Below are 13,158 nucleotides of genomic sequence, written 5' to 3'. Positions count from 1 at the left end.
TTATCATCCGATCAGTGATAACGGCGAAGCAATCCGGCGAGCCGTCCCTGAACCTGAACCTCCGACGGATCGTAGATCTGCGGTTCATAGGCAGCATTGGCGGGATCGAGCCTGACCATGCCGTTTTCGCGCCGCAGATATTTCAGCGTTGCTTCCTCTCCCCGCACCAGCGCGACGATGATCTCTCCGTCGCGGGCGGTGTCGGTGCGGCGGACCAGCGCGTAATCGCCGTCGAAAATACCGGCTTCCACCATGGAATCGCCCGATACTTCCAGCGCGTAATGCTCACCGCTGCCCAGCAGGGCTGCGGGAACAGGCAGGACCTGCGTATCCTCCATCGCTTCGATCGGGACGCCGGCGGCGATCCGACCGTGCAGGGGAATTTCGATCACATCGTTCGACGCGCCGGACGGCGGGGACGGGCGCCTGAATTCGACCACATTATCGGCTTTCGCCGCGCTTGGCGCCACTGCCGCAGGTTTCGCCGTGCCGGTCACGTCGTCGGGCTGGCGGATCACTTCGAGCGCCCGCGCGCGATTGGGCAGGCGGCGGATGAACCCGCGTTCTTCCAAGGCGGAAATCAGCCGGTGGACACCCGACTTCGATTTCAGATCGAGCGCTTCCTTCATTTCCTCGAACGAGGGGGAAATGCCCGTATCCTCAAGCCGCTGTTGAATGAAAAGCAGCAATTCGTGCTGTTTGCGCGTAAGCATGGCCAATATCCTGTTCCGCCCAAAGTCCTGTTCCGTTCCGCGCCCCAATGGCGCGAACGAATGCGGAACAATTAAGCAACATCAGAATGATCGTCAAGCCATGTTAACGCAATGTTCCACTAGGCGCGATTGCGCGGGGCAAAGGGCATCACTTGTACGATATCGCCGCTGGCAACCGTTCCGCTTTTTGCAGGGCGCAGGATCAGCGCATCGGCTTCGGCCAGCGGGCTCAACGCCGCACTATCCTGCAGAAACAGGGGCATGACGCCTGCATCGGTAAAGCGGCAGCGCAGAAATTCCGTCCGCCTGCCAGTGGCGGGCAGATCGGCAAGACAGAACGCGGGCTGTAGCGCGGGCAGCGGCGACCGGTCGCCCATCAGCGCGCGCGCGACGGGCAGGGCGAACAGATGCGCGGTGACGAAGCTGGAAACCGGATTGCCGGGAAGGCCGATGACGAGCTGCTTGCCCAGCTTTGCGACAAGGATCGGCTTGCCCGGCTTGATCGCAACGCGCCAGAAATCGATTTCGGCGCCCATCTCCTGCAGTACGGGCAGCACGAGATCGTGGTCCCCCACCGAAGCGCCCCCGCTGGTGACGATCATCTGCGCATCGCCTGCATTTTCAAAGGCGCTGCGCAAGGCATCCCGCCGGTCGGGGACGGGGCCCTGACGCTGAACCGTGCAGCCGATATCGGCGAACAACGCGCCCAGCATTGCCCCGTTGCTGGCGAGAATGGAACCGGCAGGCAGCGGTTCACCGGCAGGGCGCAATTCATCGCCGCTTTCGATGACGGCGACGTTGGCGATATCATGCACTGGCAAGATGCCATGACCCGCAGTGATGCTCAGCGCCAGCCGTGCCGGTGTCAGCCTTTCGCCCGCCCTGGCGACTGTCTGGCCATCGCTGAAATCCAGTCCGCGCGGCCGAATATGGCGGTGAAGCGGGGCGGGCGGTTGCCCTTCGAAATAAAGGCGGACGCCGTCGCGGCGGCAATCCTCCTGCACGGCGACCATGTCCGCGCCGTCGGGCACCACGCCGCCCGTGGCGATGCGTACCGCCTGACCCGCACCGACCGAGCCTTGATACACATGGCCCGCCGCGCTTTCGCCGACGATGTTCCACGGTCCGGGCATATCGGCCTGCCGCATGGCATAGCCATCCATGGCCGACATCGGATCGGGCGGCTGCGATCGCAGCGCCACGACATCGCGCGCCAGCCAGCGGCCCGATGCCTCTTCGGCAGGCAAATCGACGGCGGGTAACCGCTGTGCCATCGCCAGCAGGCGCCGCTGCGCCTCGTCCAGATCGAGCAGCGGTGCCGTCAAAGCTCCAGATCCTCGTGCCCTGCGGCGCGCCAGCGGCCCGATTTGCCGCCATCCTTGGCGATCAGGCGGATACCGCCGATGACCATCCCCTTGTCCAGAGCCTTGGCCATGTCGTAAATCGTGATCAGCGCAACTGAAACGGCCGTGATCGCTTCCATCTCCACACCGGTCTTCGCCTCGATCGCGGCGCTGGCGCTGGCGCGGATCGCGCCGTGTTCGAACGCGAAATCGACATTCACTGCATCGATGGGCAGCGGATGACACAGCGGCACCAGCTCGCCCGTCTTTTTCGCCGCCATGATACCGGCGATGCGCGCCGTCGCCAGCACGTCGCCCTTTTTCACACTGCCTTCGCGGATCGCCTGCAGTGCTTCGTCTGACATGGTGATGATGCCACTGGCGACCGCGATGCGGCGCGCTGCGGCCTTGCCGCCGATGTCGACCATGCGCGCATTTCCCGCGGCATCGATATGGGACAGCCTGCTGCCCATCATCGCGTTCCGAGCGGTCCGGCCATGCCGGACAGGCGGGGAAGACCCAAAAGGTCGCGTGTGGCAGTGGCCACGTCGTCCTGCCGCATCAGGCTCTCTCCCACCAAGAAACAACGCGCGCCCGAGGTTTCGCACACTCTCTGCACGTCGGCATGGCTGGCGATGCCGCTTTCGCTGACCAGCAGGGCGCCTTGCGGGGCCAGCGGGGCAAGCCGGGCGGTGGTGGCGATGTCGGTCGTGAATGTGCGCAGATCGCGGTTGTTGACGCCGATCAGCCGCGACCGCAGCCGGTGCGCGCGCTCCATCTCGGCCTCGTCATGCACTTCGACCAGCACATCCATATGCGCTTCGATGGCGGCGGCCTCGATCTCGGCGGCGAGCGTATCGTCGAGCGCGGCGACGATGATCAGGATCGCATCGGCGCCAATGGCGCGCGCTTCGGTCACTTGCCAGGGGTCGACCATGAAATCCTTGCGCAGCACGGGCAGGGTACAGGCGGCGCGCGCGGCGACGAGATAATCCTCGTGCCCCTGAAAATGCGGCGCATCGGTCAGCACCGACAGGCAGGTCGCCCCGCCGGCGGCATAGGCGCGGGCATGTTCGGGTGGGTCGAAATCAGCGCGAATCAGGCCTTTGGAAGGCGAAGCTTTCTTGATTTCCGCGATCAGCCCAAAGCCGCGCCGCGATGCCTGTTCCAGCCGCGCGGCGAAACCGCGCGGTGCTTCCTGTGCGCGGGCCAGCACTTCCAGATCGCGCAGGGAACGCTGCGCCTTGCGAAGGGCGACTTCGCCGCGTTTGACGTCGCAAATCTCGAGCAGACGGTTGCTCATGCCAGTTTTCCCGAATTCACGACGCCGATCCAGCAGTCGAGCAAGGCTTTCACCAGCCCCTTGTCGATGACTTCGGCGGCTTCTTCCGCGCCTTCGCGCAAGGTTTCGGCTTCGCCCGCGACCACAAGTGCGGCGGCGGCGTTGAAGATCACCGTGTCGCGATAGGCACCTTTGGCCCCCATCAGCAAGTCGCGCAGGGCAGCGGCGTTGAAATCCGCGTCGCCCCCCTTGATCTCATCGAGCGGATGGACAGGCAGGCCCGCGTCTTCGGGGCCGATCTCGGACGGAAAGTCGAACCCGATCGCTTCGGTCCTGCTGGGCCCGGCAATCGATAATTCGTCCAGACCTTCCATGCCTGACACGACCAGTGCGCGTTCGGTGCCCAGATCGCGCATGGCGCGCGCGTAAACGGGCACCAGAGCGGGGCTGGCGACGCCGACCAGCTGGCGGGTGACACTGGCGGGATTGGCCAGCGGGCCGGTGAAGTTGAAGATGGTGCGGCGACCCAGTGCCTTGCGGATCGGGGCAATGCGGCCCAGCGCGGGATGGTGCGATTGGGCAAACAGAAAGGCGATGGACAGATCCGGCAGGGTCTGCGCCGCCAGCGCACCGGCCTTGTCGAGGTTCAGGCCAAGGCTTTCCAGCGTATCGGCCCCGCCCGCCTTGCTGCTGGCCGCGCGATTGCCGTGTTTCGCCACAGGCACGCCGCAAGCGGCCACCACCAGCGCCACGGCAGTGGATACGTTCAGCGAATGCTGCCCGTCGCCGCCCGTGCCGCAAACATCGATGGCAAGCGCGGGCGCGGGAACCGGCTTCATCCTTGCGCGCATGGCACGCACGGCACCGGCGATTTCCTCTGCCGTTTCGCCGCGCTCCGCCATGGCGGTCAGCGCATCGGCAATGGCATCGTCCGCCATTTCGCCGTCGAGCATCTTGCCGACCAGCGCTTCGGCTTCGTCGATGGTCAGTCCGGTCGATGCCATCATGCGACCACGGCCTGTTCGGCAGGCAGAACCGCGTCGATCCCGCATAGCGCAAGGAAATTGGCAAGCATGGCATGGCCGTGCTGCGTGGCGATGCTTTCGGGGTGGAACTGAACACCGTGGATCGGCAGGCTTTCGTGGCGGAAGCCCATGGCATGGGTGCCATCCTCGTCCGGACGCGGCGTGGTGGCGTTGATCTTCAGGCAATCGGGCACGTCCTCTACCACAAGGCTGTGATAGCGCGTGGCGGTAAAGGGCGAGGGCAGGCCAGCGAATACGCCCGTTCCGTCATGATCGACGGGCGAGGTCTTGCCATGCATCAGCCCGCCGCGAACGACCTTGCCGCCGAAATATTGCCCGATGGACTGGTGGCCAAGGCACACGCCCAGCAGCGGCAGCCGCGCATCGGCGCAAGCGCCGACGAGGTCGAGGCTGATTCCCGCTTCGTCGGGCGTGCAGGGTCCGGGCGAGATCAGAAAGCCTTTCGCGCCGGTTTTCAGTGCATCTGCTGCCGTGATGGCGTCGTTGCGCACCACTTCCACCTTTGCGCCCATTTCCATCAGATAATGGACGAGGTTCCAGGTGAAGCTGTCGTAATTGTCGATGACAAGGATCATGATGCCCGCCTTTGCGCGCGAATAGGGCCGAGATCAAGGCGGCGGGGGAAGCGGGGCGGGCCTATTGCCCGTATCCCGGCTCACCCGCGAGGCTGAGTGCCTCTTTCGCGGCGGCGAGCAATGCGCCCGCCTTTGCTTCGCACTCCCGCTGTTCATAGGCGGGATCGGAATCGGCCACGATGCCCGCGCCTGCCTGCACATGCATCACCCCGTCCTTGACCACTGCGGTGCGCAGGACGATGCAGCTGTCCACCGATCCGTCCGGCGCGAAATAGCCGACGCCGCCCGCATAGGCACCGCGGGTTTCCGGCTCCAGCTCGGCAATGATCTGGCAGGCCCGCACCTTGGGCGCGCCGCTGACCGTGCCTGCAGGAAAACCTGCGAACATGGCGTCGATGGCATCGGCATCGGCCGCCAGATCGCCCACCACGTTCGACACGATATGCATGACATGGCTGTAGTGTTCGACCGTATAGCTTTCGGTCACGCGCACCGTGCCCGGTTTCGCCACGCGGCCCACATCGTTGCGGCCAAGATCGAGCAGCATCAGATGTTCGGCGCGTTCCTTGGGATCGGCCAGCAGGCTGTCGCGATTGGCGCGGTCTTCCTCTGCGTCTTTGCCGCGGGGGCGGGTGCCCGCGATGGGCCGGATCGTCACCTCGGGCTTGCCGTCCGCCCCGCCGCGCACGCGCACGAGGATTTCGGGGCTGGACCCCGTCAGCGCAAAGCCGGGCAAGTCGAGGAAATAGAGGAAGGGCGAGGGGTTCACTCGCCGCAACGCGCGGTAAAGCGCCAGCGGAGGCAGCGGGAAGGGGCACGTGAAACGCTGCGCCAGAACCACCTGAAAGATATCGCCCGCCGTAATGTAATCCTTGGCCGCGCGCACCATCTCGGTATAGCGGCCCGCGGGCAATTGCGGGGTCAGCGCTGCCTCGGCCTCTTCGGGCAAAAGCGGGGGCGTTGACAGGCGCGCGCCCTGCAGCTTTGCCAGACAGGCCTCGATCCGCTCTGCCGCGGCGGAAACGGCATTATCGGCGCTGCTTTCCGAGGGCCAGACGGGCGCGATGCAGAACAGCGTGTCCTTCAGCCGGTCGAACACGAGGATCAGCGTGGGCCGCGCGAAGATCATGTCGGGCAGGTCCAGCGGATTGGGCGCGGGCCGTGCGATATCCTCGACCAGACCGATCGTTTCATACCCGAAATAGCCGACAAGACAGGCAAGCGCGGGCGGCAATTCATCGGGCACATCGAAACGGCAGCTGGCCGCCAGATTGCGCAATGCGGTCAGCGGCTCGTCCTTCAGCTGGACGAAAGCGTTGCGGTCATGCCGCCAGATGCGGTTGATTTCCGCCGTATCGCCCCTTGCGCGGAACAGCAGGTCGGGATCCAGCCCGACAAGCGAGTAACGCCCGCGCGTCTCGCCCCCTTCGACCGATTCCAACAGGAAATCGCCGCGACCCGGTTCGATCAGCTTGACCGCGGCGGCCACCGGCGTTTCGCAATCCGCGATCACCTTGCGCCAGACCACGCCTGCGCGTCCCGCGCGCAACTGGCTGGCGGCAAAGGCGTCGCGGGCGTGATCCGCGTTTTCGGGGACGGCGGTGTCGGTCATCGTGTTGGCGGTTCGCTTATATACGGGCGATCAATTGCGCTAGGGCGCAAGCTGGGTGCGAACGGCGGCAATCGCATTGTCATTGCGAGTCACCGGCACTTCCTTTGCAATCGCAACGCGAAGCTGGTCGATCAGCTCCTGCTGGCGAAGATGCGACAATTCGGCCTGCGTTTGCGCGATGATTGGATCGTCGTCGGCCAGTTCGGGTACGTCGATGCTGTCGAGCGAGACGATGAACCAGCCCAGACCATTGGGCGCTTCCAGCCGTTTCGCGGTCTTGGGTGCCATGGTGAACATCAGGGCCAGCGGCGGCGCGATGCCGCGTTGCTGGCGCTGCGCCATCAGCTGGCGGCGCGACAGATCGATGCTGTCGACCGGCGGTGTGCGAACATCGAGACCGGCCAGCGCCTCGGACAGGGTCTTGCCGCCCTTGATCGCGGCCATCACCTTGTCGGCGGCAGCCTTCGCCTTTTCAGAGCCCTGTTCCAGCTTGTAATTGCGCGTCAGCACGTCCTTGATGTCGTCGAACGGCGGCGGCGCGGCACGGGTGACTTCGCCGGGTTCAAAGATCACATAGCGTTGTCCGTCCATGCTGGCCGCGATTTGCGCATCGCCACCGGGCTGCATGGCAAACACGGTTTGCGCCAGACGCGCTTCCGATGGATCGACTTCGCCTTCGCCGAACACGCTGCCATCCTCGGTCAGCGGGGGCGTATTGCTCACCTCGGCATTCAGCGATTTGGCGACATCGGCAAGGCTTGCGCCCGACTGCAGGCGATCCTCGATCTGTGAGGCGCGGTCGGCCATCAGGCTGCGGGTTTTTTCCTGCCCGATCGCTTCGGCAATCTCGCCGCGCACGGCATCGATACCGCGTGCCGCGACCGGAGTGACCTTGCCGACGCGGATCAGGTAAAAACCCAGCGGTCCGCGAACCGGCCCGACGATGCTGCCCGAGGCCGCGTCATAAACGGCGGCTGCAACCTGCGGCGTTGATGTCGAGGTCAGTTGCTGGCGGCTGGTGGCGGTGACCGTGTTCGTCTCAAGCCCCTGCTTTTCCGCCACGGCCCGCAATTGCGAGGGGGAAGCGATCTGCCCTTTCAGCGCATTGGCCGCGGCTTCGGTCGGTACGATCAGCTGCTCGAACTCGCGCTCCTCGCGCGCGGTATACTGGCTGGCATTCGCCTTATAGCGTTCGGCAATCTCGGCCTCGGTCGGCTTGGCCGCATCCCCCAGCACTTCCGCGCCGAAAGTCGCAAGGCGGATCGTGCGACGCTCGGGCAGCATATAGGTGTCGCGATTGTCGGCGAGGTATTTTTTCAGTACCGCATCGTCGACCGGTTCCTGATCGATAAAGGCAGGGCTGGGGATCAGCGCCACGCCGCCATGGCGCGTTTCGTTGAGCAGCCCCGCATATCGGCGCGCGACATTCAGCGGTGCCTTGTCCCCATAGGTCGTGGGCACCAGCAACATGCGCGAGACAAGACCCTGTCCGATATCCTCGCGCACCATCTGGTCCGAAAGGCCGCGACGCTGGATGGCCTGATTATAGAGGTCCTGGCTGAATTTTCCGTCGGGCCCCTGAAACGCGGCCATCTGCGTCAATTCGCTGCCGATCAGCGAATCGCCGATGCGCACCCCCTTGGACAGGCCGAAATCGTAAAGTGCATAGCGTTCGACCATCTGGTCCAGCAGATTGTCGATCGCGCCGGCCTCCAGAAAATCCTCCATGGTCGCGGTCGGATTATTTTCCCGCGCCTGTTCGAACGCGCTGCCCACGGTGGTGCGCAATTGCGACGTGGTGATTTTCTGGTCGCCCACCGTCGCCACGCGCTCGCTTCCCGCGATGCCGCCAAAGCCCGATCCGGTGATATCCGCGCTGGCAAACGCCAAAGCGATCAGCGCGACAAAGCCCAAAGTCAGCGCAAGGCCGAGCGGAGATTGGAAAAGCTTGCGAAAACCCTGGATCATGGTGACTGGCAATCCGTAATTTGGCCGTAAGGGGCCGTCATTTTCTTCGCATGGCCCGGCGTGAAACCGGACCGGCGCGATGCATTGGCGCACGGCTTTAGGCGGGTGATGGCCGCGCTGCAACACCGTCCCCGCAAAGCGGGCACGACCGGTCCGCTACCGTTTTGACACAAAACCCTCCATGGGCTAGCCGCCGCCGACCGGCAGGGCTATCGACTCTGTCATTCTTCCCGGGTCATTCTTTCCGGGTCATTCCTTCGGGCGTTGTCATTGTGACAGCACGGATCACAAACAGGGCGGACGGGTAATCGATGGCACAACGTTGCTATGTAGTCGGAAACTGGAAAATGCACGGCATGCGCACCGATCTTAGCGAGGCGCGCGCCATCGACCGCGCTTCGTCGCGCCTGCCCAAGGTAGAGGTGGCGATCGCGCCGCCCGCAACGCTGATTTCGGCACTGCGAGAGGCGGTGAACCAGATCGGCGTGGGCGCGCAGAATTGCCATTCGTCCGAGAAGGGTGCGCATACCGGCGATATTTCGGCCGCCATGCTGCGCGAGGCGGGGGCCGATTTCGTGATCGTCGGCCATTCCGAGCGCCGCGCCGACCATGGCGAGACCAACGCGGACGTCAAGGCCAAGGCCGAAGCGGCGCAGGCCGTCGACCTTGGCGTGATCCTGTGCGTGGGCGAAAGCGCGGAGCAGCGCGATTCGGGCGAGGCGGAGAAGATCGTCGCGCGCCAGCTGGCCGATTGCCTGCCCGATTCGCCGCAGCGCCTGTCGGTCGCCTATGAACCGATCTGGGCCATCGGCACGGGTCGCGTCCCGTCGGTTCAGGATGTGGGTACCATGCATAAATGGCTGCGCGCGGTGCTGATGGACCGTTACGGGGACGAGGGGAAGGAAATCCGCATTCTCTATGGCGGGTCGGTCAAGGGCGATAACGCGGCCGAATTGCTGTCGGCATCCGAAGTGGGCGGCGCGCTGGTCGGCGGGGCCAGCCTGACGGCGGACGGTTTCGTACCGATCATCGCGGCGGCATCCTCTTTGGACGAAGGCTGAACGTCCGAAACTTGCCCCCCGCCCCTTTGCTTCCCAGTTCGGGTTGCTTGCAAGTTAGGGCCGCTGCCGGTAAGAGCCGCCGCCTTGGATCGGCGCACGGGCTTGCATAGGCACGCGCGGCTCCTATTTTTCGCAAACTTGTTGTCTGTCTGCATAACCGGATCAATCGATGTCGCTTTTCCTGTTTCTTACCATCGTTCAAGCGATTGTTGGTGCGGCGCTGGTCGGCGCGATCCTGATGCAGCAGTCGGAAGGCGGCGGGCTTGGCGTGGGCGGTAGCCCGTCCGGCCTGATGAGCGCGCGCGGTGCGGCCAATTTCATGACGCGGGCCACCGGCATTCTGGCTGTTCTGTTCGTCGTGCTGTCGATCGCGCTGGCGGCGATTGCCGTCGAAACCACGCAGGGCAGCGAAATCGATACCTCGCTCGACCGTACGATCCCCGCCGCAGCGCCCGATCCGCTGGCGCCTGCCGTTCCTGCGGCGACTCCCGCTCCTGCGGGCGAGGCGGCGCCGGCTGCCGATGCAGATCCGCTGGCCGGTTCGGCCGAATAACCGGGCCACATAGGGTTCCGCCCTGAAATCAGCACCGGACCGGATCGCTTATCCGGTCCATCCCCATTAAATTGACGAAAAGCGGCCGCAGGCTTCACACGAAGCTTGCCCCATTTCGATTCTTTCGACTAAGGCCCAACCCCCATGGCGCGGTACATTTTCATCACCGGCGGCGTGGTCTCCTCGCTCGGCAAAGGTCTTATGGCGGCATCGCTGGCTGCCCTTTTGCAAGCGCGTGGCTACAAGGTCCGCATTCGTAAGTTCGACCCCTATCTCAACGTCGATCCGGGGACGATGAGCCCCTATCAGCACGGCGAGGTTTTCGTGACCGACGACGGGGCGGAAACCGACCTCGATCTGGGCCACTACGAACGCTTTACCGGCGTGTCGGCGCATCAGGGCGACAATATCACCAGCGGGCGGATCTATCAGTCGATCATCGCCAGGGAACGGCGTGGTGATTATCTGGGCGCGACCGTTCAGGTGATCCCGCATGTGACCGACGCGATCAAGCAATTCGCCCTTGCCGATACCGAGGGGCTGGATTTCGTCCTGTGCGAATTCGGCGGCACCGTCGGCGATATCGAGGGGCTTCCCTTTATCGAAGCGATTCGCCAGCTGCGTAACGAACTGCCGCGCGAACAGACCGCCGCGATTCACGTGACGCTGGTGCCCTATATCAAGGCGGCGGGCGAGCTGAAGACCAAGCCCACCCAGCATTCGGTGCGCGAGCTGACGAGCCTTGGCGTACAGCCCGACCTGCTGCTGTGCCGCTGCGAACATGAATTGCCCGAAAGCGAACGCCGCAAGATCGCGCAGTTCTGCAACGTGCGGACAGAAGCGGTCATTCCCGCGCTCGATGCCAGCAGCATCTATGCGGTGCCGCTGCAATATCATGCCGAGGGTCTCGACGCAGAGGTTCTGCGCCATTTCCGCATGGATGCACCGGCACCCGAACTGGCGGGCTGGGACGACATCGTCGACCGGTTCGAGAATCCGGAGGGTGAGGTGACCATCGGTGTGGTCGGCAAATATGTCGGCCTGCCCGATGCGTATAAATCGCTGAACGAAGCGCTGATTCACGGCGGAATGGCCAATCGCACCAAGGTCCATGTGAAGTGGATCGATGCCGAATTGTTCGAACAGGATGAATCGGACATCGTGGCGGCGCTGGAACCGATGCACGGCATCCTCGTCCCCGGCGGTTTTGGCGAACGGGGCAGCGAAGGCAAGATCGAGAGCGTCCGCTTTGCCCGTGAACGCGACGTGCCATTCCTCGGCATCTGTCTCGGCATGCAGATGGCCTGCATCGAAGGCGCCCGGAACACGGCGGGAATCGCCGGCGCAAGTTCGACCGAGTTCGGCGAAACGAGCGAGCCTGTCGTCGGCATCATCACCGAATGGATGACCGCCGAAGGGCTTGAAAAGCGCGCCGAGGGCGGTGACCTTGGCGGTACGATGCGGCTTGGCGCCTATGACGCGAAGCTGGCGGGCAACAGCCGCGCAGCCAATCTGTATGGCAGCACCGAGATATCCGAGCGCCACCGCCACCGTTACGAAGTGAACGTCGCCTATCGCGAAGCGCTGGAACAAGGCGGCTTGCTGTTTTCGGGCATGTCGCCCGACGGCCTGCTGCCCGAAATCGTGGAACGCCCCGACCACCCGTGGTTCGTCGGCGTGCAATTCCATCCCGAATACAAGAGCCGTCCATTCGCGCCCCATCCGCTGTTTGCCGGATTCATCAAGGCGGCACTGGAGCAGTCGCGGCTCGTTTAGGAAAATCGTTAACGCCCGCAGGCAGGGAAGGCTTCGGATCGCTTAGGATTTGAAGAATTTCCTTGCCTTTACGCGCGATGAACGGTTACCGATACGTCCACGGTGCATGAAATGTTACATTCCGTCGGGGTCATGGCCCGCGATGGCAGGCGTGGACCAGACGGGTTGGGGAAGGTTCAGGCATTGGCGTGACAGGTCGGCACCGTCGTTGACGGGTCGTCGGGCGTGCGGGGGACGTGCACGCTGCCGGAATTCCGTCGAATGATTTCAGCTTTCCCGACCCCGGTCGCGATGCGCTTTGCCGTTCGCATATCGGCCGAAATGGCTTGCCTGCGGGAATGACTGTCTTTCTGCGACCCGGATGGTCATTTTCAAGGGTGAGGCGGCGGTGACGTCGCGGGGGTGGGCAGTTTCCGATGTCCGCCCCCGAAGAATTTTCAACCCTTTATATCAATCCCTTGGACCGCAGCGATACATGGCCGCTGCGGCCCACGATGATATGGTCATGCACCGTCACGCCCAGCAATCGCCCAGCCTCTGCAATGCGGTTGGTGATCTGGATATCGGCCCTGCTCGGTTCGGGATTGCCGCTGGGGTGGTTGTGAACAAGGATCAAAGCCGCCGCACCCAGATCCATCGCCCGCTTAATTACCTCGCGCGGGTGGATGGCTGCTTCGTCAAGCGAGCCGTCGCCGACATGATCGTCGCGAATCAACCGGTTTTGCGCATTGAGATAGAGGATGCGCACCCGTTCGACCGTCAGATGCGCCATATCGATCGTCAGATAATCGATCAGCGCCTGCCAGCTGCCCAGAATCGGCTGTTCCTGCACCTGGCTGCGCGCCAGCCGCCGGGCTGCAACGCCCACAATCTTCAGCGCCGCGGCGCTGGTCTCTCCCATACCGGGATGATCGGCCAGCGCCTTGCGGTCGGCATTGAACACGCCCGCAAGGCTGCCGAAACGCTGCAACAGGCTGCGCGCGATCGGTTTTACATCCTTTCGCGGAATCGCGGTCATCAACAGATATTCGACGATTTCATGGTCACCCAGCGCATCGATCCCGCCCGACAGCATCCTTTCGCGCAGCCGCGCGCGATGGCCGCGCGGATCGGTGCCGTCTTGCGGTCTGCCCTGCGGCGGTATGGCAGGCGCATCGATCGGCAGCGGTTCCTGCCCGTCGGCCATGGCGTAAACGTCCCTTTTCGGCGGCACGAAATCGTGCGCATCC

At 64.0% G+C, this 13,158-nt stretch carries 12 protein-coding genes; 3 read left to right on the top strand and 9 right to left on the bottom strand.

Annotation, left to right across the window (positions count from 1 at the left end; genetic code table 11):
- Positions 1-11: 11 nt before the first annotated feature.
- From lexA to LOZ77_RS06050, 8 genes are all read right to left on the bottom strand, one after another.
- A complete protein-coding gene (gene lexA, locus LOZ77_RS06085; protein ID WP_230281287.1) occupies positions 12-713 on the bottom strand; it encodes a transcriptional repressor LexA in 702 nt (233 codons plus the stop codon).
- Positions 714-832: 119 nt separating this feature from the next.
- Complete coding sequence (locus LOZ77_RS06080) at positions 833-2,038, bottom strand: molybdopterin molybdotransferase MoeA (protein ID WP_230281286.1); 1,206 nt, start codon at positions 2,036-2,038, stop codon at positions 833-835.
- Positions 2,035-2,529, bottom strand: a complete 495-nt coding sequence (gene moaC, locus LOZ77_RS06075) for a cyclic pyranopterin monophosphate synthase MoaC (protein WP_230281785.1) — start codon at positions 2,527-2,529, stop codon at positions 2,035-2,037. Before moaC ends, LOZ77_RS06080 begins: the two co-directional genes overlap by 4 nt.
- A complete protein-coding gene (gene trpC / locus LOZ77_RS06070; protein WP_230281285.1) occupies positions 2,529-3,359 on the bottom strand; it encodes an indole-3-glycerol phosphate synthase TrpC in 831 nt (276 codons plus the stop codon). Before trpC ends, moaC begins: the two co-directional genes overlap by 1 nt.
- Positions 3,356-4,345 (bottom strand): anthranilate phosphoribosyltransferase, encoded by a 990-nt coding sequence (gene trpD, locus LOZ77_RS06065; protein WP_230281284.1) that lies wholly within the window; start codon positions 4,343-4,345, stop codon positions 3,356-3,358. The genes trpC and trpD overlap by 4 nt, the downstream gene beginning before the upstream one ends.
- Positions 4,342-4,959: an aminodeoxychorismate/anthranilate synthase component II gene (locus LOZ77_RS06060; RefSeq protein WP_230281283.1), complete on the bottom strand. Its 618-nt coding sequence runs from the start codon at positions 4,957-4,959 to the stop codon at positions 4,342-4,344. The genes trpD and LOZ77_RS06060 overlap by 4 nt, the downstream gene beginning before the upstream one ends.
- Before the next feature lie 61 nt (positions 4,960-5,020).
- Positions 5,021-6,571 (bottom strand): anthranilate synthase component I, encoded by a 1,551-nt coding sequence (gene trpE / locus LOZ77_RS06055; RefSeq protein WP_230281282.1) that lies wholly within the window; start codon positions 6,569-6,571, stop codon positions 5,021-5,023.
- 39 nt (positions 6,572-6,610) lie between these two features.
- The gene (locus tag LOZ77_RS06050) at positions 6,611-8,539 is read right to left on the bottom strand and encodes a peptidyl-prolyl cis-trans isomerase (protein ID WP_230281281.1); all 1,929 of its coding nucleotides are present in this window, start codon (positions 8,537-8,539) and stop codon (positions 6,611-6,613) included.
- A 311-nt stretch (positions 8,540-8,850) separates the two neighbouring features.
- Between LOZ77_RS06050 and tpiA the strand changes: the two genes are divergently transcribed.
- From tpiA to LOZ77_RS06035, 3 genes are all read left to right on the top strand, one after another.
- Entirely contained in the window at positions 8,851-9,600 is a 750-nt protein-coding gene (tpiA, locus tag LOZ77_RS06045; protein WP_230281280.1) for a triose-phosphate isomerase, read from the top strand.
- Positions 9,601-9,769: 169 nt separating this feature from the next.
- On the top strand, positions 9,770-10,153 hold the full coding sequence (secG, locus tag LOZ77_RS06040) for a preprotein translocase subunit SecG (protein ID WP_230281279.1): 384 nt from the start codon (positions 9,770-9,772) through the stop codon (positions 10,151-10,153).
- A 144-nt stretch (positions 10,154-10,297) separates the two neighbouring features.
- Positions 10,298-11,929 carry a CTP synthase gene (locus LOZ77_RS06035; protein WP_230281278.1) on the top strand — a complete coding sequence of 544 codons (1,632 nt, stop codon included), beginning with the start codon at positions 10,298-10,300 and terminating at the stop codon, positions 11,927-11,929.
- A 445-nt stretch (positions 11,930-12,374) separates the two neighbouring features.
- On the opposite strand, the gene radC is transcribed toward LOZ77_RS06035, so the two are convergent.
- Positions 12,375-13,115: a DNA repair protein RadC gene (gene radC, locus LOZ77_RS06030; protein ID WP_255671208.1), complete on the bottom strand. Its 741-nt coding sequence runs from the start codon at positions 13,113-13,115 to the stop codon at positions 12,375-12,377.
- Positions 13,116-13,158 lie beyond the last annotated feature (43 nt).

It is taken from the genome of Croceicoccus sp. Ery15 (assembly GCF_020985305.1).
Classification (GTDB): Bacteria; Pseudomonadota; Alphaproteobacteria; order Sphingomonadales; family Sphingomonadaceae; genus Croceicoccus.
This window is presented reverse-complemented; position numbering and strand designations above follow the sequence as displayed.